We start from the raw sequence: 22950 nt of genomic DNA on the forward strand, positions 1-22950 counted from the left end.
CCGGTCGGACCAGGCACGCCCCGGGGCGCTCTCCCCACCGACAGTAAGGAGATATGTCCACTTTCGCCTGCGGGGCCCCGGGGCGGGAGCCGCGCCCGGGCCGACGCCGGCCGTCGCGGACCGTTCAGCCGCGCTGCCACGCGTCGAGCTCCCGCACCCGCGCGAGCGCCGAGGGCCGCTGCGGTACGGGGAGCACGGCGGCCAGCGCCCGCCACACCGCCAGATCGTCCTCGCCCCAGGGGCTGTACACCCAGTCGGCCAGCAGCCCCGGATCCCCACGGGCGATCAGCGCAGCCCGCATCTGGTCGGCCAGGCGCCGCCGCATCCGTACCACGGCCGGTGCCTGCGAGGAGGGCAGCAGCGGGCCCGCGTACGCGTTCATCGCGGCGGTCACGGCACCGGAGGCCAGATGACGGTCCACGGCGGCGAAGTCAGGGTCGGCGGTCACGGCCAGCCGGTACGGACGGGACCGCAGCAGCCCGGGGCCGAGCACCGCCCGAAGCCGGGAGAGCTCGGCGCGCAGGGTGACCGGGGTGACCGACTCCTCCTCGTACAACTCGGTGAGCAGCTCGTCGCCGGTGACGCCCTCGGGGCGGCGCGCCAGCAGGGTGAGGATCTCGCTGTGCCGGGGGCTGAGGCAGAGCCTGCGGCCGTCCGCCACCAGCAGTGCCTCGTCCCGCCCGAGCGCCGACAGCCGGACGGACCCGGCGGCGGGCGGCGGCGCGTCCAGTGCGAGCTGCGACTCGGCCGCCCGCGCGACCGCGCCGACGAAGGCCAGGCTGTGCGGATGGGCCAGCCGGTCCCCGCCCGTGATGTCGACCGCGCCCAGCAGCCGCCCGGTGCCCGGGTCGTGGACGGGCGCCGCCGCGCAGGTCCAGGGGTGCGCGGGCCGCTGGAAGTGCTCGGCCGCGAAGACCTGGACGGGCCGGTCCACCGCGATGGCCGTCCCCGGCGCGTTCGTCCCCGCCGCGCTCTCCGCCCAGCGGGCACCCGGCACGAAGTTCATCCGGTCCGCCAGCAGCCGGGTCGCCGGGTGCCCCTCGACCCAGAGCAGCCTGCCGTGCGCGTCGCACACCGCCATCAGATGCTCGCCGTCCATGGCGTACGCGCCCATCAGCTCCCGGAAGAGCGGCATCATCCTGGCCAGCGGATGCGCCTGGCGGTACGCGGCCAGTTCGTCGTCCGACAGCTCGACGCGCGGTGTGCCCTCCGGGCGGACCCGGGCCCGCGCCGACCGCTGCCACGAGTCCGCCACCACCGGCCGCACGGGCCGCTCGACCCGGCCCGCGCTCGCGAACGACTCATAGGCGCGGCACAGCGCACCACGGCGCTTCGCCGGGTCGACGCCCGTTTCCAGAGCCACCCACGTGTCGGTCACCTACGCCTCCCCCGGCCGGATCCCACCGGACGCGCCCATCGTGCTCCGGCGCCCCCGGCGGGGGCAAGCTCACACCGGGGGCGTACGGAGGCGCGGGGCGTACGGAGCGCGGTCCGCGCCTCCGTACGCCGGGATCACCCGGGCCCGATGTCCGCCGGCACCGCCGCCGGATCCCGGTCCGCGGGCCCGGCGGGCACCCAGCGCCCGCCCTCCTCGCGGTACGGCCACCAGCGCAGTCCTGTCCGTAACGCAGCTGCGCCGCCGCACCGGACACGGTCCAGCGGCCACCGCCCCCATGACGTGGCGCTGGCCACTCGGCGCCCTCCCCGGTCGCGTCGAGAGCCGCCTTCGGCCGTACGAGGTCGGCGGGGCCCGGAGTCCACTCCTCCTCCAGTACGGCGAGGGCGGCGGCGCCCCCGTACCGCCAGGCGCGCACCGCGAGTTCCAGCTCGGCGCGCGGCCGGCCGGTGCCCCGGGCGGGTCGCGCCACGAGGGCGGAGCCCCCGTCGGTGGGCGCCGCACCGGCTGCCAGGTCCTCACCTCGCGGAACGTACGCGGCGGACCCCTCACGTACTGGGTCCTCGGCGGACTGAACTACCAGATCGAGCGCCGTCTCTTCCCCGGTATGCCCCGCCCCCACCTGCGCCTCGCCCAGCCACTGGTGCGGCCCCACTGCCGCGCGCTGGGCGTTCCGTACACCGAGACCGGGCTGATCGAGTCGTACCAGGCAGGCGCTCGGTCATCTGTACGAGGTCGGCGAACCGCTGCGTACGGGCGCATAGTGGAACTGGCGGACGACTGTGCGCGTTCACCGGTCAGGGAGCGGCACCGGCCGCGAAGGAGGCGTCGAGATGTCGACACAAGCGAAGATCGCCATCGGGGGAGTGGCCATTGGCCTTCTTCTGTGGCCACTGATCGGATTCTGGTTCTCGCTGCTGGTGGTGATCGGGGTGCCGGCGGCCGCGTATCTGATGCTGGACCCGTCCCAGCGCCGCAGGCTGCGCCGGATCGGCCGCAAGGAGATCGGCCGCTGAGCCGGTGACGCCGAGGTGGGACCCGGGACCGCACGTGGTCCGGGCCCCACTCTCGCCGTGCGCCGACGCGCGGGGGCGGCACGTAGGATCGACGGCCGTGGAGATCAAAGAAGTCGCCTACGACCACCCCGACGCCGTCGAACTGTCGGACCAGGTGCAGGCGGAGTACCGGACCCGATTCGGCTACGACGACACGACGCCCCTGCGCCCCTCGTACTTCGACCCGCCGCGTGGTCTGTACCTCGTCGCGTACGAGAACGGCGCACCGGTCGCCTCCGGCGGCTGGCGGGCCCAGGACGCCGAGGACGAGGGGTACGCGTACGGGGACGCCGAGGTGAAACGGATGTACGTCACCCCCGGCGCACGCGGACAGGGGCTCGCCCGCCGGATACTGGCCGTGCTGGAGACCAGCGCGCGCGAGGCCGGGCGGATCAGGATGGGCCTGGAGACCGGGGAGGCGCTTCCCGAGGCGCTGGCCCTCTACACCTCCAGCGGATACACCCCCACCACCGGCTTCGGGGTCTACCGGGACAACGCCGACAGCCTGTTCCTCGCGAAGCCGCTGTAGGAACGCCCGGTCGCCCGGCGGGCGGCGGGCGGCGGCCGGGGGACCGGCGGCTGGGTCTGGCTCGTCCGCGCGCCTGACGGCTGGGTGCGCCGGGTCCGGAACCACCGGTTTTCCCGGTACGTCACGCGGCGGGCAGCCCCATGAGGTTGCGTGCCACCGTCCGCGGCGACTCGTCCCGCTCGCGGGCCAGCGCGATGACCGCCCTACAGGCCAGCTCGTTGACCCCGAAGGACAGCGCCTCCGGCGAGACCCAGTCCGACACCTCGTCCATCTGCCGCTGGTCGTCCTCCGCGCACGCGGTGACATAGCCGGCGGCGGCCTCGAATATGTTGTGCTGCCGTGGTCTGGGCGTCTCCGGGGCCGGCCCGGAGACACGGTCCGACACAAGGATCCTGCGCAATCTGCTGAGCACGGGGTCCACCTTCCCTGCTGCCTGGCATGGTGCGAACCGCCCGGTCGTCCGGGGGCCGCCCTTCCCACGTACGTTTTGCCCGGCCCCCGGCAGAAGAGAACCTCCCCGCGCTCCAGCACCAGAGAAACGCTCCGCGCTCCAGCACCAGAACCACTCCGTTCCGGGACGGTTCACCCCTGCCGGACGGCGAGCGCCAGAAAACGGGAATCCACATCGCTGTACGACACCAGCCGCCAGCCCGAACTGGCCAGCAGCGGCCGGAGATTGGGCTCGGCGCGCAGATCGTCGTCCGTGATCCGCCGGCCCTGCCGCGCGGCCAGCGCGGCCCGCCCGAGGGGATGGAAGAGCGCCAGCCGCCCGCCGGGCCGTACCACCCTGGCCAACTCCCGCAGATTCTCGGCGGGTCGCGGAAGATGCGAGATCAGCCCCGCGCCGAAGACCGCGTCGAGCGCGGACGAGCGCACCGGCAACCTGGCCACATCGGCGAGCAGCAGCCGCCCGCTGCGCCAACGGCCCGCCCGTACCGCCTCGTCGAGCATCTCCGGGGTCAGATCGGCGCCCAGCACCGTACCGTGCGCGCCCACCGCCTCCCGCAGGGGCGGCAGCGCGCGACCCGTTCCGCATCCCGCGTCCAGGACGGCGTCGCCGGGGCGCAGCCCGAGGCCGGCGACGGCGGTGGCGTAGGCCGGGCCGTCGCCGGAGAAGCGGCGGTCCCAGCCGGCCGCCCGAGCGCCGAAGAATTCCTGTACCTGTGTGTGGTCATGGGCCATGAAGACATGATCCCGCGACGCTCATGTTTGTCGCCACGCCCGTGTTTCCATCCCCCGGAGATCCGGCGCGACGTGGGGCTCCGGGCACCCCCGGGCCGCTCCGGAGTGGTGCCGCGCAGGTCGCCGCTTGCCCCGGGCACGGCCGGTGCGGAAGGCTACAGGCGTTGGGGACACGGGAACGTATGAGCGGAAAGGAACGGCAATGCCACTCGAAAAGGGTCTTGACTGGCTGCTGGATGATCTGACCGAACGGGTCGAACACATCACGCACGCGCTGGTGCTGTCCAACGACGGCCTGGTGACGGGAGCCAGCTCGGGACTCGCCCGCGAGGACGCGGAGCATCTCGCGGCTGTCTCCTCGGGGCTGCACAGCCTCGCACGGGGATCCGGGCGGCACTTCCGGGCGGGCCAGGCCCGTCAGACCATGGTCGAGTTCGACGAGGCGCTCCTGTTCGTCACGGCGGCGGGAGACGGTAGCTGCCTGTGCGTGTTGACGTCGGCCGAGGCTGACGTCGGCCAGGTCGCCTATGAGATGACGCTGCTGGTCAACAGAGTGGGAGAACACCTCGGAGTCGCGGCGCGCCAGCCCGGCCGCACCACGCTGAGTGGCCTCTGAGGCCGACTTCCGCCCGGCGCGAGCCGTCCGCCGTAAGTTATCCACAGGCCGAGCGGGAAAGGGCGCTGTCGGGCTACGGTCGTCACCGAGAGTAGTTGAACCTCACGGGGGAGGACCGTTATGTCCATCAGCGGCACACAGACCCGGACACGGTACGAGGACCGGGCGCAGCGTGAGACCCGGACACGGGACGAGCGTCGGACACGGTACGAGGACCGGGCTCCGGGACAGGAGCGCGGATCGGAGTCGGGCCCGGGGCAGCGCCCGGGACCGGCTCGCGCCCAGGGCCGGACGGAACCGCCGAGCGTCGGAGTCAACCGGGCGGCACAGGAACTGGAGCTGAGGCGCGGGGAGTTCGAGCTTGCCGCGCAGCTGGGACACATCCGCACCACCGCGGGGGCGGTCGGCGGCCGACGGAGGGTCACCCAGGAGGAGATCGACCGGCTGAAGTCGGCGGAGGGTTTCCCGGACGCGCTCCGCGAGCGAGTGAGGACAGTGGGCACGGCCGAGGGCGCGAAGCTGATGCCGGTCAGCCCCGGCCGCTTCACCCGGCTGGCCAAGGCGGGATTCTTCGCTCCCGTCCGCTTCTACCTCAACCGGTACCGGGTGGTCGTGTGGCTGTATCTGGCGGACGAGCTGACGGAGTTCGCGGACCGGGAGCCCCTACTGCTCACCGGCCGGATGCCCAAAGCCCTCTGCGCCGAAGCCGACGCGGGGGAGGACTGCCGTCCGCGCAACTGGCGCGGACGGCGTATCGGCCAGTTGCTGCACGAGCGCGAGGATCCCTGGGAGAGGGCGGCCGTGGTGAGCTGTGTGCTCGCCCCGGCGGACCTCGCCGAGCTGGTACCGGACCCGTTCGAGCGGGCGTATCTGGCCCGGCTGCGCCCCGATCTCGCCCCGGGCGCACCGGGGTCGGAGGCCGCGCGGGCGGCGATGGAGCGCCTGCTGACGGCGGACAACCCCGATGAGATCCAATGGCATCTGTCGAGCCTCGGCACCCTGTTGACGGAGGCCAGGGTGGTACGGCGGGCCCCGCGCCCCGATGCGGGTGTGCCGCGTCCGGCGGGGTCGTCCGGGCCACCGCCGGGGGGTGGCCGCAAGAGGCTGCTGGCCCGGCTGTGGAACAGAAGGGGCGACGATCCGGGGCTCGGGGCGGGCGGATGAGGGCGGGCTCCGGCGTGGTCCGCGGCCCGCCGCCCCGGGGACGGGGCGGCGGAGGCGGGCGGCGCGGCCGACCGGTTGTCGGTGGTGCGGTTAGTCGAGCAGGTGGACGCGCTGGGTGGTCAGTTCGTAGCGGGCCCCGACGATGGCCAGCTTGCCCTGGTCCACCTTGTCCGCGAGGTCGGGCTCCGCGGCGAGCCGGGACCGGACCAGTGCGACCTGGGCGCTCACCGTGGAGTCGATCCGTTCGGCGCCCTGCTTGGTGTGGTCGATCGCGGGCCGGATCTGGTCGGCCAGATACTGGATATGGTTCGGGAGTTCGTGGCCCGTCTCGTCCGCCTCCACCGCCGCGGCGACCGCGCCGCACGACTGGTGGCCGAGGACCAGGACCAGCGGAACGCCCAGCTCCAGCACGCCGTAGCTGATGCTGCCGAGGATGGCCTCGTCCAGCACCTCGCCGGCCGAGCGCACGGTCATCAGATCGCCGAGCCCCTGATCGAAGGCCAGCTCCGGAGGAACCCGGGAATCTATGCACCCGAGCACGACGGCGAAGGGATGCTGGCCCGACACGAGAGCGTGCCGTACGGTCTCCGTCTCGTGGGGATGCTGCTCGCGGAAGGTCCGCCAGCGGCGATTGCCCTCCGCCAGCTCTCGCAGGGCTTCGTCCGGGGTGGCCGGGCGAGCGGGCCGGGGGGTGGGGGCGGCGCTCGCGACCGGTGCGGCGAGCGCTACCCCGGCGGTGGCGGCGGTCCCCGCGAGGGCCGCGCGCAGTAGTGAACGGCGGGGTGTGCCGATGGCGATGGGGGAGGTACGTGCCTGTCTGCTCAATCTCACGGCCGGAGACTAGCCGTGACAACTTTGGCCATCACTTCCCATTGGCGATTTTTGACTCGATCTTGAATCAATCACCACTCGGGCACCAGCGGAACGGCGAGTACTCGCCTTGTATCCGATCGCAGGTTTATGGAGAAGGAGGCGCAACTGCCTGGCTGTGATTGCATGGTTCGGTGAATCGACAGACTGTGCCGAAGGCCGCAGAGATCCCCGTGTGCGAGATCCGGCAACGTGACGGGGAAGATCTCGACGAGTGCGTGCGGGTGCTGGCCGAGGTGCACCAGGACGACGGCTATCCGGTGAACTGGCCTGATTCCCCCGCCGATTGGCTGGTGGGGGACGGACAGCTCGCCGCCTGGGTGGCCGAGTTGGACGGCCGGATCGTCGGCCATCTGGCGCTGTCCCCGGCGGGCGAGGACGATCTCGCCCCCGCGCTGTGGAGCGGCGGCGCGGACGGGGACACGGACCGGGACGCCGGTGATACCGCGGTGGTGAGCCGTTTGTTCGTCTCGCCGTCGGCGCGCGGCCACGGCATCGGCGCGCTGCTGATGTCCCGTGCGGACAAGGAGGCCAGACAGCGCGGCCTGCATCCCGTCCTGGACGTCGTCGCCTCCGACACCGCGGCGGCGGCACTCTACGAATGCCTCGGCTGGGACCTGCTGGCCACCGTCGACCAGACCTGGAGCCCGGACCAGACAGTCACGGTCCACTGCTACGCGGCCCCGAACTGACCGGTTCCCCATTCGGCGGGGCGGGCCAGGGGCACTGAAGAAGGGGGGGAGGGGGAGGGGGGAGGGGAGGGGAGGGGAGGCCCCCCGTTCAGTGCTCCAGGCGGCGGGTGGAGCTTCGTACCACCAGTTCGGGCTGGAGCACCACCGAGCGGTGTGTGTGGTGCTCCGCCTCCGGGCCCGTCTCCTCCATCAGCATCTCCGCCGCCACCCGTCCCATCGCGTCCGCCGGCTGTCGTACCGAAGTGAGTGGTACGACGGCCGCGGCCGCGAACTCGATGTCGTCGTAGCCGACGATCGACACATCGCCCGGTACGTCGACCCCGGCCCCGTACATGGCCTGGAGCACACCCAGCGCGAGCAGGTCGTTGGCGCAGAAGACGGCGGTGGGGCGTTCGGCCAGACCCAGCAGCCGGGCCCCCGCGTCGATACCGGAGGCGACGTCCAGCCGGGCGGACTCCACATGGCGCAGCGCCTCGGGGGGCAGTCCGGCCTCGCGCAGGGCCGTCAGCGCGCCGCTGTGGCGGTCCCGGCACTGGGGCAGGGACATCGGGCCGCTGATGTAGGTCACCGAACGGTGCCCGGCGGCCAGCAGATGCCGGACCGCGAGCGCGCCACCGGCCACATCGTCCACCGAGACCGAGCACCCCTCGGCGGCGGGCACCGCCCGGTCCACATGGACGAACGGGATGTCCCGGCGCGCGAAGTCCCGCACATTGCGGCCCGTCGCATCCGCCGGGGTGAGCAACACCCCGCGCACCCGCTGTTCGGCGAAGAGCGACAGATACTCCGCCTCCTCGGCGATGCTCCCCGCGCTGTTGCAGAGCATCACCCCCAGCCCCGCCTCCCGGGCCGCGCGCTCCGCGCCCTTGGCGACCGCGACGAAGAAGGGGTTGCCCATGTCGAGCACCAGAATGGCCAGAATGCGGCTCGTGCCGATCCTCAGCTGCCGGGCCGTCTCGCTCCGTACGAAACCGAGCTGGTCTATGACGGCCCTGACTCGCACCCGGGTGGGTTCGGACACCTTTTCCGGGCGGTTCAGCACGTTCGAGACCGTGCCGACCGAGACACCGGCCAGTCTGGCCACGTCCTTGATGCCGACGGTCTGCGCCACGCGTCCTGCCTGTTCTGTCACATCTCGAAACTGCCCCGACCGGGTGAACCATCATATCGGGGGTACGGCTGCGCGGATGTGCCCGTACGGTCAGATCCGCGCGGCCGCCCGGTCCCAGGCGTCCCGGGTGGGCCGGTCGGTGGCGGGCCGGTGGACGCGTGGCTCCAGCGTGGCGCGGAGCAGGGCGCGCAGCTCGGCGAGCCCGCCCCCGACCCCGGCCACGCCCGCCGCACGGGCCTGGACGAGTACGTTGCCGAGGGCCGCCGCCTCCGCGGGCCCTGCCACGACGGGCAGGCCACAGGCGTCGGCGGTGAGCCGGCACAGCAGTTCGTTGTGCGCGCCGCCGCCGACGATGTGCACGGTGTCCACGGTCCGGCCGGACAGCCGCTGCGCGTCCTCGATCGCCCGCCGGTGCGCGAGGGCCAGGGAGTCGAGGACACAACGGGTGATCTCGGCGGGGCTCTCGGGGACCGTTCCCCCGGTGCGCCGGCAGGCGTTCGCGATCCGGCGCGGCATGTCCCCCGGCGCGAGGAACGCCGGATCGCCGGCGTCGACGAACGCCCGCAGCGCGGGGACATCGGCGGCCTCGGCCAGCAGCCGGTCCAGCCGCTGGGGCGTGCCCTCGGCCTCCCAGGCGCGCAGGCACTCCTGGAGCAGCCACAGCCCCATGATGTTGCGCAGATAGCGGACGGTGCCGTCCACCCCCAGCTCATTGGTGAAGTTGGCCAGCCTGCTCTCCTCCGTGAGCACGGGGGCGTCCAGCTCGAGTCCGGCCAGCGACCAGGTGCCGGTGGCGATATAGGCGAAGCGGTCCCCGGCGGCGGGGACGGCGGCGATCGCGGAGGCCGTGTCATGGGAGCCGACCGCCGTCACCGGCACCGGACCGCGCAGCCCCGTCTCCGCCAGCACCCCGGGCAGCAGCAGGCCCGCCGGATCGCCGGGCCCGCGCAGCGGCGCGAACAGCGACAGATCGATCCCGAGCGCCTCGGCCACCGGCCGGGACCAGTCGCGGGTACGGGGGTCGATGAGCTGTGTGGTGGAGGCGTTGGTGACTTCCGTACCGGCCTCGCCAGTCAGCCAGTACGCGATCAGATCGGGGATCAGCAGCAGCCGGCGCGCGGCGTCGAGCGCGGGACTGCCCTGCGCGGCGGTGAGCTGGTACACCGTGTTGAACGGCAGGTACTGCAGGCCCGTCGCCGCGTAGAGCGCGTCCGGCGGCAGCAGGGCGGCGGCCTTCTCCGCCTCGCCCTCGGTGCGGGTGTCGCGGTAGTGCACCGGATTGCCGAGCAGCGCCCCCGACGCGTCGAGCAGTCCGTAGTCCACCGCCCAGGTGTCGATGCCGACGCTCGCCGGCGCGCGCCCGGCCACCGTGCCCGCGGCCCGCAGCCCGCTCAGCACCCCGTCGTACAGCGCCAGGATGTCCCAGTGCAGGGTGCCCGCGACCCGCACCGGGCGGTTGGGGAACCGGTGCACCTCGTCCAGGCGCAGGGTGCCGGCGCCCCGGCCGGAGACATGGCCGACTATGACACGGCCGCTGGACGCGCCGAGATCGACGGCGGCGAAGGGGAGCGGTTCGGCGAGTGACACGACTGACCTCGTGGGACCTCGGGAAGGAAACGGAAAGGGAGGAGTGGGAGGGGGAGCGGGCCGGTCCGGCCCGCTCCCCGGGGGTCAGCGCAGGAACGCCGCCGGGACCCCCGCGTCCACCGGGATGTGCAGCCCCGTCGTATGGCTCAGCTCGCCGCCCGTGAGGACGAACACCGCGTTGGCCACATGTTCGGGCAGCACCTCGCGCTTGAGGATCGTCCGCTGTGCGTAGAACTCGCCGAGCTTCTCCTCCGGTACGCCGTACACCGCCGCGCGCTCCGCGCCCCAGCCACCCGCGAAGATCCCGGAACCGCGTACCACCCCGTCGGGGTTGACGCCGTTGACCCGGATCCCGGCCCCGCCCAGTTCGGCCGCGAGCAGCCGTACCTGATGGGCCTGGTCGGCCTTGGTCGCGGAGTAGGCGATGTTGTTGGGGCCCGCGAACACCGCGTTCTTGGAAGCGATGTAGACGATGTCCCCGCCGAACCCCTGCGCGGTCATCACCCGGGCGGCCTCGCGGGACACCAGGAAGGAACCGCGCGCCATGATGTCGTGCTGGAGGTCCCAGTCCCTCGCGGTCGTCTCCAGCAGCGGCTTGGAGATCGAGATCCCGGCGTTGTTGACGACCAGGTCCACCCCGCCGAAGGCCAGCGTCGCCGCGTCGAACGCCGCCGCGATGGCCTCCTCGTCCCTGACGTCGACGGTCACCGCGACCGCCCGGTCCGGCCCGCCCAGCTCCTCGGCGACCGTCGCCGCGCCCTCCGTGTTGAGGTCCGCGACCACCACACAGGCGCCCTCGGCGGCCAGCCGGTGCGCGATGGCCCTGCCGATCCCCGAGCCCGCCCCCGTCACCAGCGCGACCCGGGCGGCCAGCGGCTTCGGGGCCGGCATCCGGCGCAGCTTGGCCTCCTCCAGCTCCCAGTACTCGATGCGGAACTTCTCGGACTCCTCGATGGGCGCGTACGAGGAGACGGCCTCGGCGCCGTGCATCACCTTGATGGCGTTGAGATAGAACTCGCCGGCCACCCGGGCGGTCTGCTTGTCCTTGCCGAAGGAGAACATGCCCACCCCCGGCACCAGCACGATCGCCGGGTCGGCGCCGCGCATCGGCGGCGAGCCGGGCACCGCGTGGCGCTCGTAGTACGCGCGGTACTCCTCGCGGTACGCGGTGTGCAGGGCGGCCAGCCGCTCCCGTACCTCCTCCAGCGGGGCGTCGGCGGGCAGGTCGACGACCAGCGGGCGGACCTTGGTGCGCAGGAAGTGGTCGGGGCAGGAGGTGCCCAGCGCCGCCAGCCGCCCGTGCTCCGCGCGGGAGAGGAAGTCCAGCACCGGCGAGGCGTCGCAGAAGTGGCCGACCTGGGGCCGGTCGGTGGAGGCGAGACCGCGGATCAGCGGGGCGAGCGCGGCGGCCTTCGCCCGCCGCCTCGCCTCGGCCGGCGGCTCGTACCCCGGCAGTACGGGACCGAAGGGCTCGGCCGTGCCGCGCTCGGCGAGGAACGCCTCGGCGGTCCGGATGATGTGCAGGGAGTTGCGCTCGCACTCCTCGGAGGTGGCGCCCCAGGCCGTGATGCCATGGCCGCCGAGCACACAGCCGATCGCCCGCGGGTTGGCCTCCTTGACCGCGGCGATGTCCAGCCCGAGCTGGAAGCCGGGCCGCCGCCAGGGCACCCAGACCACCGTGTCGCCGAAGCACTCGGCCGTCAGCTTCTCGCCGTCGGCCGCGCAGGCCAGCGCGATCCCCGAGTCGGGGTGCAGATGGTCCACGTGCGGGGCGTCGACCAGCCCGTGCATCGCGGTGTCGATGGACGGGGCGGCCCCGCCCTTGCCGTGCAGGCAGTAGTCGAACGCGGCGACCATCTCGTCCTCGCGCTCGACCCCCGGATAGACCCCGGTCAGCGCGCGCAGCCGGTCGACGCGCAGCGCGGCCAGTCCGCCCGCCGTCAGGGTGCCCAGATCCCCGCCGGATCCCTTGACCCACATCAGTTCGACATCGTCGCCGGTCACGGGGTCGGTGGCGGAGCCCTTGGCGGAGGTGTTGCCACCGGCGTAGTTGGTGTTGCGCGGATCGGCGCCGAGCCGGTGCGAACGGGCGAGCAGGTGCGCGGCCTCGGGGTGGAGGCGGGGCTGGTCGGTCATCATGTCCCTCGGTGAGGTGCGGTTCTGACGGATGTACGGGGCGAAGGCTCAGGCTCCCCAGCCGGCCTGGGTGCCGCCGACCCGCTCGGCGGCGATCTTCTTGCCGTAGCCGGAGGCGTGGTACGCGGCGACGGGATCGGCGTCCGCGCCCAGTTCGTCGCGGGTCTCGGCCACCAGCGGGCGTACATCGGTGTTGTAGGCGTCCATGATCACCGCGTTGGCCGCCAGGACGTCCCCGGAGCGCTGGGCCGCGTCCAGCGCGTCCGCGTCCACCAACAGGGCCTTGGCGGTGGCTTCCTGGACGTTCATCACCGAGCGGATGATCGCGGGGATCTTCTCCTCGATGTTGTGGCACTGGTCGAGCATGAACGCCGTCCCCGAGGTGAAACCGCCGCCCCTGGTCACCTCGTACATGATCCGGAACAGCTGGAAGGGGTCGGCCGCCCCGGCCATCAGGTCGTCGTCGGCGTAGAAGCGCGAGTTGAAGTCGAATCCGCCGAGCTTCTTCTCCCGCAGCAGTGTCGCGACGATGAACTCGATGTTGGTGCCCGGCGCGTGGTGCCCGGTGTCCACGACCACCTGGGCCTTCTGGCCCAGTTTGAGACAGTGCAGATAGGCGGTGCCCCAGTCCGGCACGTCCGTCGCGTAGAAGGCGGGCTCGAACAGCTTGTACTCCAGCAGCATCCGCTGGTCCGCGCCGAGCCGCTCGTACACCGCGGACAGGGCCTCGGCGAGCCGTCCCTGACGCGCCGAGATGTCGTCCTGGCCCGGGTAGTTGATCCCGTCCGAGAACCACAGCTTCAGATCGCGCGACCCGGTGGCGTCCATGACGTCCACGCACTCCAGCAGATGCCCCAGCGCCTTGCGGCGCACGGCGGCGTCCGGATGGGTGACGGAGCCGAGCTTGTAGTCGTCGTCCTGGAACACATTGGAGTTGATCGCCCCGATACGCAGCCCCAGCCCCCGCGCCTCCTCGGCCAGGCCGGCGTAGTCGTCCACCCGGTCCCAGGGGATGTGCAGGGCGACCGTCGGCGCCACGCCCGTGTGCGCGTGCACCCGGGCGGCGTCCGCCAGCTTCTCCTGCGGGGTCCGTGGCACGCCCGGCTGCGTGAACACCTTGAATCGCGTCCCGGAGTTCCCGAACGCCCATGACGGCGTCTCGACGACCTGTGACTTCAGTGCCGCCTTCACAGCGGACACGGCGGTGCGACCCGTCATCTCTCAGCGCTCCCGTGATGCGGACTCGCCGGGCGAGTCGGTGCCGCGATTCTTGTGAATCGTTTCATCGCGGTGAAGTTATGGGAGGGGGCAACGTGTGTCAACCCTCCGCGCACCACCTGCTCCCTCTCCGGTAAAGCCCCTTGGGGAGTCCACCGAAAATGTCATGCGTACTCCATTGACGTCACCGCCTGTCGCCGTTTAGCTTCCGTGGAACTTCTTTGAAACCTTTCACGGCGGGTGGTGTGATCGGCCATCGCTGCTGAGGAGCCCTCATGAACCAGCCCGTCACAGGGCCCGCCCCGGTCCTGGCGCTCAAGGACGTGAGCAAGTCCTTCGGTGCCGTACGGGCCCTGCGGGACGTCTCCCTGAGCCTGTTCCCCGGGGAGGCACACGCCCTCGCCGGGGAGAACGGCGCCGGCAAGTCCACCCTCATCAAGACACTCGCCGGAGTGCACCGGCCCGACACCGGAGAAGTGCTGCTCGACGGCGCGCCGGTGGTCTTCCACGGCCCGGCCGACGCCCGGGACGCCGGTATCGCCGTCATCTACCAGGAGCCGACGCTCTTCCCCGATCTGTCGATCGCCGAGAACATCTCCATGGGCCGTCAGCCCCGCCGGGCTCTGGGCCGTATCGACCGCAAGGCCGTGCGGGAGACCACCGCCGCCCTGATGAGGCGGCTCGGCGTGGAGCTCGACCCCGACCGGCCCGCGCGCGGGCTCTCCATCGCCGACCAGCAGATCGTCGAGATCGCCAAGGCGCTCTCCTTCGACGCGCGCGTCCTCATCATGGACGAGCCCACCGCGGCGCTGACGGGCAGTGAGACCGCCCGGCTCTTCTCCGTCGTACGGACCCTGCGGGCCGAGGGCGCCGCCGTCCTGTTCATCTCCCACCGGCTGGAGGAGGTCTTCGCCCTCTGCCAGCGGGTCACCACCCTGCGGGACGGCCGCTGGATCTCCTCCCAGCCGCTCGACGGACTGACCGAGGACGACCTGGTGCGCTCCATGGTCGGCCGCGACCTCGGCGAGCTGTACCCCGAACAGCGGGCCGACGTGGGCGGGATCGCCCTGTCGGTCCGCAGACTGACCAGGGAGGGCGTCTTCCGGGACATCTCCTTCGAGGTACGGCGGGGCGAGATCGTCGCCCTCGCCGGACTCGTCGGCGCGGGCCGCAGCGAGGTGGCCCAGGCCGTCTTCGGCGTCGACCGGGCCGACGCGGGCGAGGTCGTGGTCGACGGGCGCGCGCTGCCGGCCGGCTCACCGACCGCCGCCATGGACGCCGGACTCGCCCTCGTCCCCGAGGACCGCAGACAGTGCGGACTGGTGATGGACCTGTCCATCGAACGGAATATCGGCCTCACCGGACTCGACCGGCTGGGCCGGGGCGGCCTGGTGCGCCGGAGCCTGGAGCGCGGCCGGGCCGCCGACTGGGCCGTACGCCTCCAGCTCACGTACAACCGGCTCGCCGACCCCGTCGGGGTGCTCTCCGGCGGCAACCAGCAGAAGGTCGTCCTCGCCAAGTGGCTGGCCACCGAACCCACCGTACTGATCGTCGACGAACCCACCCGGGGGATCGACGTCGGGACGAAGGCGGAGGTGCACCGGCTGCTCTCCTCCCTGGCCGCGGAAGGACTCGCCGTTCTCATGATCTCCTCCGACCTGCCCGAGGTCCTGGGCATGGCCGACCGGGTGCTCGTCATGCACGACGGCCGGCTCACCGCCGAGATCCCGCGCGCGGAGGCCACCGAGGAATCGGTGATGGCGGCCGCGACCGGACGTACGGAAAGGACGGCGGCATGACGGCCCTGCTGGACAAACCCGCCCCGGAGGCCCCGGGCGCCAAGGGCGACCGGTCGGCGCGCTCGCTCGTCGACGCGGTGTTCCGGGCCCGCGAGATCAGCATCGCCGGGGCGCTCGCGCTGCTGATCCTCGCCACATGGATCGCCAATCCGCGCTTCCTCGACGACCAGGGCGTCAAGGACCTCCTCCTGAACGCCTCCATCCTGGTCCTGCTCGCCGTCGGCCAGTCCGTGGTCGTCGTCACCCGCAACATCGACCTCTCGGTCGGCTCCGTCGTCGGGCTCTCCGCCTTCGCCTGCGGCACGTTCGTCGCCGGGACCGACCACGGCGTTCTCACCGTCATGCTCCTGGGCATCGCCCTCGGCGTGGTGTGCGGACTGGTCAGCGGAGCGCTCGTCGGCTTCGGCAGGGTCCCGGCGCTCGTGGTCACCCTCGGCATGCTCTACATCATCCAGGGCCTCGACTACTGGTGGGCGCGGGGCGAGCAGATCAGCGCCAACGACGTCCCCGACCCGATCCTCGGGCTGGGCAGCGGCAGCGTGCTCGGCATCCCCTACCTGCCGCTGATCGCCCTCGCCCTGCTCACCGCCACCGCGTACTTCCTGCGCAACTACCGCGCGGGACGGGAGCTGTACGCGATCGGCTCCCACCCCGGGGCGGCCCGGCTCGCCGGAGTGCCGATCCGCCGCCGGATCCTCGGCGCGTACGCCTTCTCCGGCGCCGTCGCCGGATTCGCCGGAGCCCTGTGGCTCGCCCGCTTCGGCACCGTCGTCGCCGACAACGCCCACGGCTGGGAACTCACCGTCGTCAGCGCCGTGGTCGTCGGCGGTGTCGCCATCACCGGAGGCACCGGCACCGTGTGGGGCGCGGCCCTCGGCGCCCTGCTGCTCACCACCATCGGCAGCGCGCTGGTCGTCCTGAAGGTCGACGCGTTCTGGCAGGGCGCCATCACCGGCGCGCTGCTCCTCGCGGCCATCAGCGTCGACCGGATCGTGTCCCTGCGCATGACCGCCGCACTCAGGAAGAGGAGCGCGCGACATGGCGCCTGATACACGGATCGCGCCACGGCCCCCCGCGAAGCCGTCGGAGTCCCGCGCCACCACGGCGGGCGACCGCGTCAGGGCTGTCGGCCTGCGCTGGGACACGGCGGTCGGCACCCTGCTGGTGGCCGTCCTGGCCGTCGGACTCTCCACCACCGACGGCTTCGCGTCCGGCGAGAACCTCGCCTTCGCCATCAACGACATCGCCGAAGTCGCCCTGATCGCCCTGCCCATGACCCTGCTGGTGGTGGCGGGACAGGTCGACCTGTCCGTCGCCTCCATGCTCGGCCTCGGCTCCGCCCTGACCGGCGCGCTGTGGGACGCGGGCTGGGCCTTCGAGCTGATCGTGCCCGTCGTCCTGCTCGTCGGTGTCGCGGGCGGCCTCCTCAACGGCTGGCTGGTCACCCGGGTCGGGCTGCCCTCGCTCGCCGTCACCATCGGCACCCTCGCCCTCTACCGGGGCCTTGCCTCGGTCGTGCTGGGCAGCGACGCCGTCACCGACTTCCCGCAGACCTACGCCGCCTGGGCCGTGGACACCACGACCATCCCGGGCACCTTCATCACGTACCCCATCGCCCTGTTCGTCACGCTGGCCGTCGCCACCGCCGTCCTCCTGCACTCCACCACCTTCGGCCGGTCGCTGTTCGCCATCGGCGCGCAGGAGGACGCGGCCTACTTCGCCGGGATCAGGGTCAAACGCTTCAAGCTGATCCTCTTCGTGGCCACCGGCCTGTTCTCCGCCTTCGCCGGAATCGTCTTCACCCTCCGGTACGGCAGCGCCCGCGCCGACAACGGCCTCGGCTTCGAAATGCTGGTCATCGCCTCCGTGCTGCTCGGCGGCGTCGACTTCGACGGCGGCAGGGGCACCCTCTTCGGCGCGGTCGCGGGTGTGCTGCTCATCGGAGTCCTGAAGAACCTCCTCACCCTCAACGACGTACCCAACGAGGTCCAGGTCATCGTGACCGGACTGCTGCTCGTCGCCTCCGTCCTCACCCCCCGGGCCATCGCCACCGTCGTCGAACGCCGGCACCGGCGCGCGGCGGGAGCCGCCGGTCCGCCCGGGGCCTGAATCCCCGGCCCCCGCACACCGAGTTCCCGCCCCCGAACCTCGTGAAAGGCCACCACCCGCCATGCCGATCCGTACCGCTGCCCGACGCCGCGCGGCCGCCACCGCCACCACTGCCTGCGCCCTCGCCGTCGTGCTCACCGCCTGCTCCGGCACCACCAAGGACAGCGTGGCGAAGGACACCACGAGCGCGGACGCCCCCGCCGTGGCCGCGGCGAACCCGGACGCGCCCCTGAAGAAGGGGCTGAAGCTCGCGTTCCTGCCCAAGCAGATCAACAACCCGTACGAGAAGATCGTCGACGAGGCGGGCATCACCGCGGCCGAGGAGTACGGCGCCACCGGCAAGGAGGTCGGCCCCTCCGACGCCAACGCCTCCTCCCAGGTCTCCTACATCAACACCCTCATCCAGCAGCGCCAGGACGCCATCCTGATCGCCGCCAACGACCCCAACGCGGTGTGCGGCCCGCTCAAGCAGGCCATGAAGAAGGGCATCAAGGTCGTCGCGTACGACTCCGACACCGCCAAGGACTGCCGTCAGCTCTTCATCAACCAGGCCGGCTCCGAGCAGATCGGCCGCAGCCTCGTCCAGCACCTCGGCGAACAGATCGGCTACCGGGGCAGGATCGCGATCCTCTCGGCCACCCAGAACGCCACGAACCAGAACACCTGGATCGAGTTCATGAAGGACGAGCTGAAGCTTCCCCCGTACAAGAACATGCGGCTCGTGAAGGTCGCGTACGGGGACGACGCGGACCAGAAGTCCTTCCAGCAGACCCAGGGCCTGCTCGCGGCCTACCCCGATCTCAAGGGCATCATCTCGCCCACCACCGTCGGTATCGCGGCCGCCGCCCGCTACCTCAGCGACTCCTCGTACAAGGGCAAGGTCGTCCTCAACGGACTGGGCACCCCCAACCAGATGCGCAAGTACGTCAAGGACGGCACCGTCGCGCAGTTCTCCCTGTGGAACCCGGAGGAGCTGGGCTACCTCGGCTCGTACGCCGCCGCCGCCCTGGCCTCCGGGCAGATCACCGGCGCCGAGGGCGAGAAGTTCAAGGCCGGCAAGCTCGGCGAGTACACCGTCGGCAAGGACGGCGAGATCATCCTCGGCGAGCCGACCGTCTTCGACAGGAAGAACATCGACAACTTCGACTTCTGAGCGGGGGACCACTCGTGCGACGCGTCTGTTTTCTGCTGAAGGTACGTCAGGACCGCATCGTCGAATACCGCGAACGGCACGCCGACGTCTGGCCCGACATGCTCCGGGCCCTGACGGAGTGCGGCTGGGGAAACTACTCGCTCTTCCTGCGCGACGACGGCCTGCTCGTCGGCTACCTGGAGACGGCGGACTTCGAGCAGGCCCAGGCCGCCATGGCGGCCACCGAGGTCAACGCCCGCTGGCAGCAGGAGATGGCGCCCTTCTTCGAATCCCTCGACGGCGCCCGGCCGGACGAGGCGATGAAGCCGCTCGCCGAAGTGTTCCATCTCGCCTGAAATCCCGCCTGAAATCCCGACTGAACCGCCTGAATCTCCCGGATCCACGACCGGATCCCGCCCGGAAGAGGTATGGACTTGAGAACCGCAGCCCTCGCGATGCCGGCCGCCGCGCTGATCGCCGCGGCCCTGCTGCCCGGCGCCACGGGCACGGCGCAGGCCGCCGACCCCGCCCCCTCGGTCACCCGCATCGCCGACACCCAACTCGACAGCCGGGCGATCTACTTCGTGTCGTACGACGGCCTGGTCAACAACAACTCCTTCCAGAAGAACGGCCTGCTGACCTACCGGGGCCACCAGTACGCCGCCTGGTACACCACCGACCGCACCGCCGTCCTCGCCCGCCGCGCTCTCGGCGCGACCTCCTGGCAGACCGCGCGCCTGCCCCACCGGCTCACCGTCGACGACTCGCACAACGTCATCTCCATGGGCCTCTCCCGCGTCGACGGCAGACTCCACATCAACATGGACTCGCACAGCGACGGCTTCTTCTACGTGAAGTCCGTCGCCGGACTCCTCGACGATCCCGCCGGACACGCCTGGAACACCGGGCAGTTCGGCTCCGTACAGACCAGCCTCGACGGGCTCGCGCTCACCGACCGGTTCACCTACCCGCAGTTCGTCGCCACCCCCGAGGGCCGCCTCCAGCTCAGCTACCGCGTCGGAATCTCCGGCAACGGCCGCAACGCGCTGGCCGAGTACGACGGTACGAAGTGGACCGCGCTCGGCGAATGGTCGGGATCCACCGGTACGTACACCAGCGAGCACGGCTCCAGCACCGCCCGCAACATGTACCTCCACGGCATCGACTACGGCGTCGACGGCAGGCTCCACGCCTTCTACACCTGGCGCGAACAGAGCAACGCCGTCATGTGCGACGGCGGCGGCATCACCAACCACGACACCGGCTACGTCTACAGTGCCGACCGCGGCCGCACCTGGCGCAACGCGGCGGGCACCCGGGTCGGCACCACCGGCGGCGCCGACACCGTCGGGGTCGGCGCCGCCGGCACGGTCGTCGACCCCCTCGGCCCCGACCACTCCCTGATGAACCAGGAGAGCCAGGCCACCGACTCCGCCGGGCTGCCGCACGCGATCATCAGCTATGTCCCCGGCCGCTTCGGCCGGTGCACCACCGACTACGTCGCCGACCGCACCGCCAACGGCCGCGCCTTCCACCTCTTCAGGAACGCGGCGGGCACCTGGAGGAAAACCGAGATACCGGTGCCGCTCAACTCCAGCCAGCGCACCCGTCTCGTCCTCGACCGCTACGACAACGCCTACGCCGTCATGCCGTACGGACGGATCGTCGCCGCCTCCAGAACCTCCGGGTACGGCGACTGGCGGACCGTGTTCGACGGGAGCGGCCTCGACGCCTTCGGCGAGGTCGTCGTCGACGACACCCGCGTGGCCCAGGACGGTGTCCTGTCGTTCATGTACCAGCGGAAGTCGACCGGCACCACGCCCTCACCCCTGAGGGTCGTCGACTTCCGGCTCCCGTCCTGAACCGACCGTACGGAGGACCCCGCCATGACCCCGCGCACCCCCGCAGCCCCCCGCACCCCCGCGGTCACCCGCAGGCCGAGGATCGGCCTCGTCGCGGGCGGACTGGGCGCCTACTGGCCGCAGTTCCCCGAGCTGCTCCCGCAGCTGCGGCGCTCCGCCGAACGCGTCACGGAACGGATGCGGGAGTTCGACGCGGAGGTCATCGACGTCGGCTTCGTCTCCGACGCCGAGGAGGGCGCCGAGGCGGCCGGGAGGCTGCGCGCCGCCGACTGTGATCTGATCGTCGGCTTCCTCACCACCTATATGACGGCCACCATGCTCGTCCCCGTCGCCCAGCGCGCCGGGGCGCCCGTCCTGCTCATCAACCTCCAGCCCACCCCGGCCATGGACCACGCGTCCTTCTCCACCGGACAGTGGCTGGCGTACTGCGGCGCCTGCCCGCTCCCCGAGATGGCCAACGCCTTCGAACGCGTCGGTGTGTCCTTCCGCTCCGTCTCCGGCCATCTGGAGGACGAGCGCGCCTGGCAGCGCATCGGCCGCTGGATCCGCGCCGCCGGGGTCCGCTCGGTCCTGCGCAACGGCCGCCACGGACTGATGGGACACCTCTACCCGGGGATGTACGACGTCTCCACCGACCTCACGATGGTCCCCGGCCGGCTCGGTGGCCATGTGGAGGTCCTCGAATTCGACGACCTGCGGGTACGGGTGGAGAGCGCCGGGGACGACGCCGTCACGGCGAAACTCGACGAGACCCGCGAGGTCTTCGAACTCGCCGATTCCGTGGTGGAGGACGACCTGCGCTGGGCCGCCCGCGTCGCCGTCGGCCTCGACCGGCTCGTCGCCGACTTCGACCTGGACTCGCTCGCGTACTACCACCGGGGGCTCGACGCCGAGATCCACGAACAGCTCGGCGCCGGCATGATCCTCGGCTCCTCCCTGCTCACCTCCCGCGGAATCCCCGCCTGCGGCGAGTACGAACTGCGCACCTCCCTCGCCATGCTGATCTGCGACCGCCTCGGCGCGGGCGGCTCCTTCACCGAACTCCAGGCCCTGGACTTCACCGCGGGCGTCGTCGAGATGGGCCACGACGGCCCCGGCCATCTCGCCATCAGCGCGCGCAGACCACTGCTGCGCGGCCTCGGCCTCTACCACGGCAAGCGCGGCTGGGGCGTCTCCGTCGAATTCGACGTACGGCGGGGACCGGTCACCCTGGTCGGCCTCGGACAGACCCGCGACGGCCGCTACCGGATCATCGCCGCCGAGGGCGAGGTCGTCGCCGGACCGCTGCTGGAGATCGGCAACACCACCTCCCGGGTCGACTTCGGCCACGACCCGGGGGAGTGGACCGACGCCTGGAGCGCCAGCGGCGTCGGTCACCACTGGGCCCTGGCCACCGGCGTGCTGCTGCCCGAACTGCGCGCGCTCGCCGGACTGACCGGCCTGGAACTCGTGGAGGTCACCGTCTGATGCGCCGGCCGGTGGGCATCAAGGACGTGGCCGGCGCGGCGGGAGCCTCGGTGGGCACCGTCTCCAACGTGATCAACCGCCCCGACGCCGTCACCGGGGAGACCCGCCGGCGCGTCCTGTCCGCCATCGAACGGCTCGGCTACGTACGCAGCGAGTCCGCGCGCCAGCTGCGCGCGGGCCGCAGTCGCATGCTGGCCATGCTCGTGCTCGACATGGCCAACCCCTTCTTCGTGGACGTGGCCTGCGGCGCCGAGCACTCCGCCCGCGCCGCCGGGCTCGGCGTCATGCTCTGCGACAGCGCGGAGAGCCCGGCCGAGGAGGCCGCCTACCTGACCATGTTCTCCGAACAGCGGGTACGCGGCGTCCTCGTCACCCCCGCCGACATGAGCGGCCGCAACCTCGACGTGTTCCGGCGCCACCACATCCCCTTCGTCCTCGTCGACCGCGTCGTGCCCAGCGCGCACGGCTGCTCGGTCTCCGTGGACGATGTGAACGGCGGCGCCCTGGCCGTACGCCACCTGCTGGGACGCGGCTCCCGCGAGATCGCCTACGTCAGCGGCCCGACGCAGCTGGCACAGTGCCAGGACCGCAGGGACGGCGCGCTGCTCGCCCTCGCCGAGGCGGGACTGCCCCCCGGCGCGCTGCGCCCCGTCGAGGCCGCGCGCCTCGATGTCGTCGCGGGCCGCGACGCCGGGGCGCGCCTGCTCGGCATGGCGCCCCGGCCCGACGCGGTGTTCTGCGCCAACGACCTGCTGGCCCTCGGCGTCCTCCAGACCCTCTACCAGGCGGGGGTACGGGTCCCGCAGGACATCGCGCTCGTCGGCTATGACGACATCGGGTTCGCCTCCGCCTCTGCCGTCCCGCTGACCTCGGTGCGCCAGCCCGCCTTCCAGCTCGGCGGGGCCGCGGCCGAGCTGCTCATCGAGGAGACCGGCGACGGCGCCGACACCCACGAACACCGGCGCGTCGTGCTCCGGCCCGAGCTGGTGGTACGCGCCTCCACCCTCTCCCGGCCCCGCCCCTGA

21 protein-coding genes and 1 pseudogene are annotated in these 22950 nt (G+C 72.0%); 14 read left to right on the forward strand and 8 right to left on the reverse strand.

The window, feature by feature from the left end:
- Positions 1 to 124: 124 nt before the first annotated feature.
- Positions 125 to 1378 carry a GAF domain-containing protein gene (locus ACIP8W_RS25585; RefSeq protein ID WP_402204757.1) on the reverse strand — a complete coding sequence of 418 codons (1254 nt, stop codon included), beginning with the start codon at positions 1376 to 1378 and terminating at the stop codon, positions 125 to 127.
- A 529-nt stretch (positions 1379 to 1907) separates the two neighbouring features.
- On the opposite strand from ACIP8W_RS25585, the pseudogene ACIP8W_RS25590 reads away from it, so the two are divergent.
- The 3 genes and pseudogenes from ACIP8W_RS25590 to ACIP8W_RS25600 form a co-directional block, all read left to right on the forward strand.
- Positions 1908 to 2160, forward strand: a pseudogene (locus ACIP8W_RS25590) (fatty acid desaturase family protein); the annotation flags it as partial.
- Positions 2161 to 2229: 69 nt separating this feature from the next.
- Positions 2230 to 2412 carry a hypothetical protein gene (locus ACIP8W_RS25595; RefSeq protein WP_401957391.1) on the forward strand — a complete coding sequence of 61 codons (183 nt, stop codon included), beginning with the start codon at positions 2230 to 2232 and terminating at the stop codon, positions 2410 to 2412.
- Between the two features lie 97 nt (positions 2413 to 2509).
- Positions 2510 to 2980, forward strand: a complete 471-nt coding sequence (locus tag ACIP8W_RS25600) for a GNAT family N-acetyltransferase (protein WP_402204759.1) — start codon at positions 2510 to 2512, stop codon at positions 2978 to 2980.
- Positions 2981 to 3101: 121 nt separating this feature from the next.
- Here ACIP8W_RS25600 and ACIP8W_RS25605 read toward each other — a convergent pair whose 3' ends face one another.
- Together ACIP8W_RS25605 and ACIP8W_RS25610 are read right to left on the reverse strand one after the other, a co-directional pair.
- Positions 3102 to 3392, reverse strand: coding sequence for a hypothetical protein (locus ACIP8W_RS25605; RefSeq protein ID WP_402204761.1), 291 nt, complete (start codon positions 3390 to 3392; stop codon positions 3102 to 3104).
- A gap of 170 nt (positions 3393 to 3562) precedes the next feature.
- Positions 3563 to 4162 (reverse strand): class I SAM-dependent methyltransferase, encoded by a 600-nt coding sequence (locus ACIP8W_RS25610; RefSeq protein WP_402204763.1) that lies wholly within the window; start codon positions 4160 to 4162, stop codon positions 3563 to 3565.
- A 202-nt stretch (positions 4163 to 4364) separates the two neighbouring features.
- Here ACIP8W_RS25610 and ACIP8W_RS25615 point away from each other — a divergent pair, with 202 nt between their 5' ends.
- Together ACIP8W_RS25615 and ACIP8W_RS25620 are read left to right on the forward strand one after the other, a co-directional pair.
- Positions 4365 to 4778, forward strand: coding sequence for a roadblock/LC7 domain-containing protein (locus tag ACIP8W_RS25615; RefSeq protein ID WP_401957384.1), 414 nt, complete (start codon positions 4365 to 4367; stop codon positions 4776 to 4778).
- A 120-nt stretch (positions 4779 to 4898) separates the two neighbouring features.
- A complete protein-coding gene (locus tag ACIP8W_RS25620; protein WP_402204766.1) occupies positions 4899 to 5942 on the forward strand; it encodes a DUF6397 family protein in 1044 nt (347 codons plus the stop codon).
- A gap of 90 nt (positions 5943 to 6032) precedes the next feature.
- On the opposite strand, the gene ACIP8W_RS25625 is transcribed toward ACIP8W_RS25620, so the two are convergent.
- Positions 6033 to 6773 (reverse strand): carbonic anhydrase, encoded by a 741-nt coding sequence (locus ACIP8W_RS25625; RefSeq protein ID WP_401957380.1) that lies wholly within the window; start codon positions 6771 to 6773, stop codon positions 6033 to 6035.
- 173 nt (positions 6774 to 6946) lie between these two features.
- On the opposite strand from ACIP8W_RS25625, the gene ACIP8W_RS25630 reads away from it, so the two are divergent.
- Complete coding sequence (locus ACIP8W_RS25630; protein WP_402204768.1) at positions 6947 to 7504, forward strand: GNAT family N-acetyltransferase; 558 nt, start codon at positions 6947 to 6949, stop codon at positions 7502 to 7504.
- A gap of 88 nt (positions 7505 to 7592) precedes the next feature.
- Here ACIP8W_RS25630 and ACIP8W_RS25635 read toward each other — a convergent pair whose 3' ends face one another.
- The 4 genes from ACIP8W_RS25635 to rhaI form a co-directional block, all read right to left on the reverse strand.
- The gene (locus ACIP8W_RS25635) at positions 7593 to 8615 is read right to left on the reverse strand and encodes a LacI family DNA-binding transcriptional regulator (protein ID WP_401957375.1); all 1023 of its coding nucleotides are present in this window, start codon (positions 8613 to 8615) and stop codon (positions 7593 to 7595) included.
- Between the two features lie 90 nt (positions 8616 to 8705).
- On the reverse strand, positions 8706 to 10202 hold the full coding sequence (locus tag ACIP8W_RS25640) for a rhamnulokinase family protein (RefSeq protein ID WP_402204770.1): 1497 nt from the start codon (positions 10200 to 10202) through the stop codon (positions 8706 to 8708).
- A gap of 84 nt (positions 10203 to 10286) precedes the next feature.
- Positions 10287 to 12338 carry a bifunctional aldolase/short-chain dehydrogenase gene (locus tag ACIP8W_RS25645; protein ID WP_402204829.1) on the reverse strand — a complete coding sequence of 684 codons (2052 nt, stop codon included), beginning with the start codon at positions 12336 to 12338 and terminating at the stop codon, positions 10287 to 10289.
- 48 nt (positions 12339 to 12386) lie between these two features.
- Positions 12387 to 13556 (reverse strand): L-rhamnose isomerase, encoded by a 1170-nt coding sequence (gene rhaI / locus ACIP8W_RS25650; protein ID WP_401957372.1) that lies wholly within the window; start codon positions 13554 to 13556, stop codon positions 12387 to 12389.
- A gap of 275 nt (positions 13557 to 13831) precedes the next feature.
- On the opposite strand from rhaI, the gene ACIP8W_RS25655 reads away from it, so the two are divergent.
- From ACIP8W_RS25655 to ACIP8W_RS25690, 8 genes are all read left to right on the forward strand, one after another.
- On the forward strand, positions 13832 to 15355 hold the full coding sequence (locus tag ACIP8W_RS25655; protein WP_402204772.1) for a sugar ABC transporter ATP-binding protein: 1524 nt from the start codon (positions 13832 to 13834) through the stop codon (positions 15353 to 15355).
- Positions 15352 to 16404 (forward strand): ABC transporter permease, encoded by a 1053-nt coding sequence (locus ACIP8W_RS25660; RefSeq protein WP_401957367.1) that lies wholly within the window; start codon positions 15352 to 15354, stop codon positions 16402 to 16404. Before ACIP8W_RS25655 ends, ACIP8W_RS25660 begins: the two co-directional genes overlap by 4 nt.
- Positions 16394 to 17464 carry an ABC transporter permease gene (locus tag ACIP8W_RS25665; protein WP_402204774.1) on the forward strand — a complete coding sequence of 357 codons (1071 nt, stop codon included), beginning with the start codon at positions 16394 to 16396 and terminating at the stop codon, positions 17462 to 17464. Before ACIP8W_RS25660 ends, ACIP8W_RS25665 begins: the two co-directional genes overlap by 11 nt.
- A 61-nt stretch (positions 17465 to 17525) precedes the next feature.
- Entirely contained in the window at positions 17526 to 18617 is a 1092-nt protein-coding gene (gene rhaS / locus ACIP8W_RS25670; RefSeq protein WP_402204776.1) for a rhamnose ABC transporter substrate-binding protein, read from the forward strand.
- Positions 18618 to 18631: 14 nt separating this feature from the next.
- Positions 18632 to 18952 carry an L-rhamnose mutarotase gene (locus ACIP8W_RS25675; RefSeq protein ID WP_401957362.1) on the forward strand — a complete coding sequence of 107 codons (321 nt, stop codon included), beginning with the start codon at positions 18632 to 18634 and terminating at the stop codon, positions 18950 to 18952.
- Positions 18953 to 19051: 99 nt separating this feature from the next.
- Complete coding sequence (locus ACIP8W_RS25680) at positions 19052 to 20458, forward strand: BNR repeat-containing protein (RefSeq protein WP_402153813.1); 1407 nt, start codon at positions 19052 to 19054, stop codon at positions 20456 to 20458.
- A 24-nt stretch (positions 20459 to 20482) separates the two neighbouring features.
- Positions 20483 to 21925: an arabinose isomerase gene (locus tag ACIP8W_RS25685; protein ID WP_402204779.1), complete on the forward strand. Its 1443-nt coding sequence runs from the start codon at positions 20483 to 20485 to the stop codon at positions 21923 to 21925.
- Positions 21925 to 22950, forward strand: coding sequence for a LacI family DNA-binding transcriptional regulator (locus ACIP8W_RS25690; RefSeq protein ID WP_402204781.1), 1026 nt, complete (start codon positions 21925 to 21927; stop codon positions 22948 to 22950). Before ACIP8W_RS25685 ends, ACIP8W_RS25690 begins: the two co-directional genes overlap by 1 nt.

It is taken from the genome of Streptomyces sp. NPDC088554 (assembly GCF_044752945.1).
GTDB lineage: Bacteria > Actinomycetota > Actinomycetes > Streptomycetales > Streptomycetaceae > Streptomyces.

What these genes read in the sequence shown, in the direction of transcription:
- ACIP8W_RS25680 (WP_402153813.1), top strand. Translation starts at nt 19,052, where the DNA reads ATGCCGGCCGCCGCGCTGATCGCCGCGGCCCTGCTGCCCGGCGCCACG.
- ACIP8W_RS25615 (WP_401957384.1), top strand. Translation starts at nt 4,365, where the DNA reads ATGCCACTCGAAAAGGGTCTTGACTGGCTGCTGGATGATCTGACCGAA.
- ACIP8W_RS25620 (WP_402204766.1), top strand. Translation starts at nt 4,899, where the DNA reads ATGTCCATCAGCGGCACACAGACCCGGACACGGTACGAGGACCGGGCG.
- ACIP8W_RS25595 (WP_401957391.1), top strand. Translation starts at nt 2,230, where the DNA reads ATGTCGACACAAGCGAAGATCGCCATCGGGGGAGTGGCCATTGGCCTT.
- ACIP8W_RS25665 (WP_402204774.1), top strand. Translation starts at nt 16,394, where the DNA reads ATGGCGCCTGATACACGGATCGCGCCACGGCCCCCCGCGAAGCCGTCG.
- ACIP8W_RS25660 (WP_401957367.1), top strand. Translation starts at nt 15,352, where the DNA reads ATGACGGCCCTGCTGGACAAACCCGCCCCGGAGGCCCCGGGCGCCAAG.
- ACIP8W_RS25655 (WP_402204772.1), top strand. Translation starts at nt 13,832, where the DNA reads ATGAACCAGCCCGTCACAGGGCCCGCCCCGGTCCTGGCGCTCAAGGAC.
- rhaS (WP_402204776.1), top strand. Translation starts at nt 17,526, where the DNA reads ATGCCGATCCGTACCGCTGCCCGACGCCGCGCGGCCGCCACCGCCACC.
- ACIP8W_RS25685 (WP_402204779.1), top strand. Translation starts at nt 20,483, where the DNA reads ATGACCCCGCGCACCCCCGCAGCCCCCCGCACCCCCGCGGTCACCCGC.
- rhaI (WP_401957372.1), bottom strand. Translation starts at nt 13,556, where the DNA reads ATGACGGGTCGCACCGCCGTGTCCGCTGTGAAGGCGGCACTGAAGTCA.
- ACIP8W_RS25610 (WP_402204763.1), bottom strand. Translation starts at nt 4,162, where the DNA reads ATGGCCCATGACCACACACAGGTACAGGAATTCTTCGGCGCTCGGGCG.
- ACIP8W_RS25645 (WP_402204829.1), bottom strand. Translation starts at nt 12,338, where the DNA reads ATGACCGACCAGCCCCGCCTCCACCCCGAGGCCGCGCACCTGCTCGCC.
- ACIP8W_RS25690 (WP_402204781.1), top strand. Translation starts at nt 21,925, where the DNA reads ATGCGCCGGCCGGTGGGCATCAAGGACGTGGCCGGCGCGGCGGGAGCC.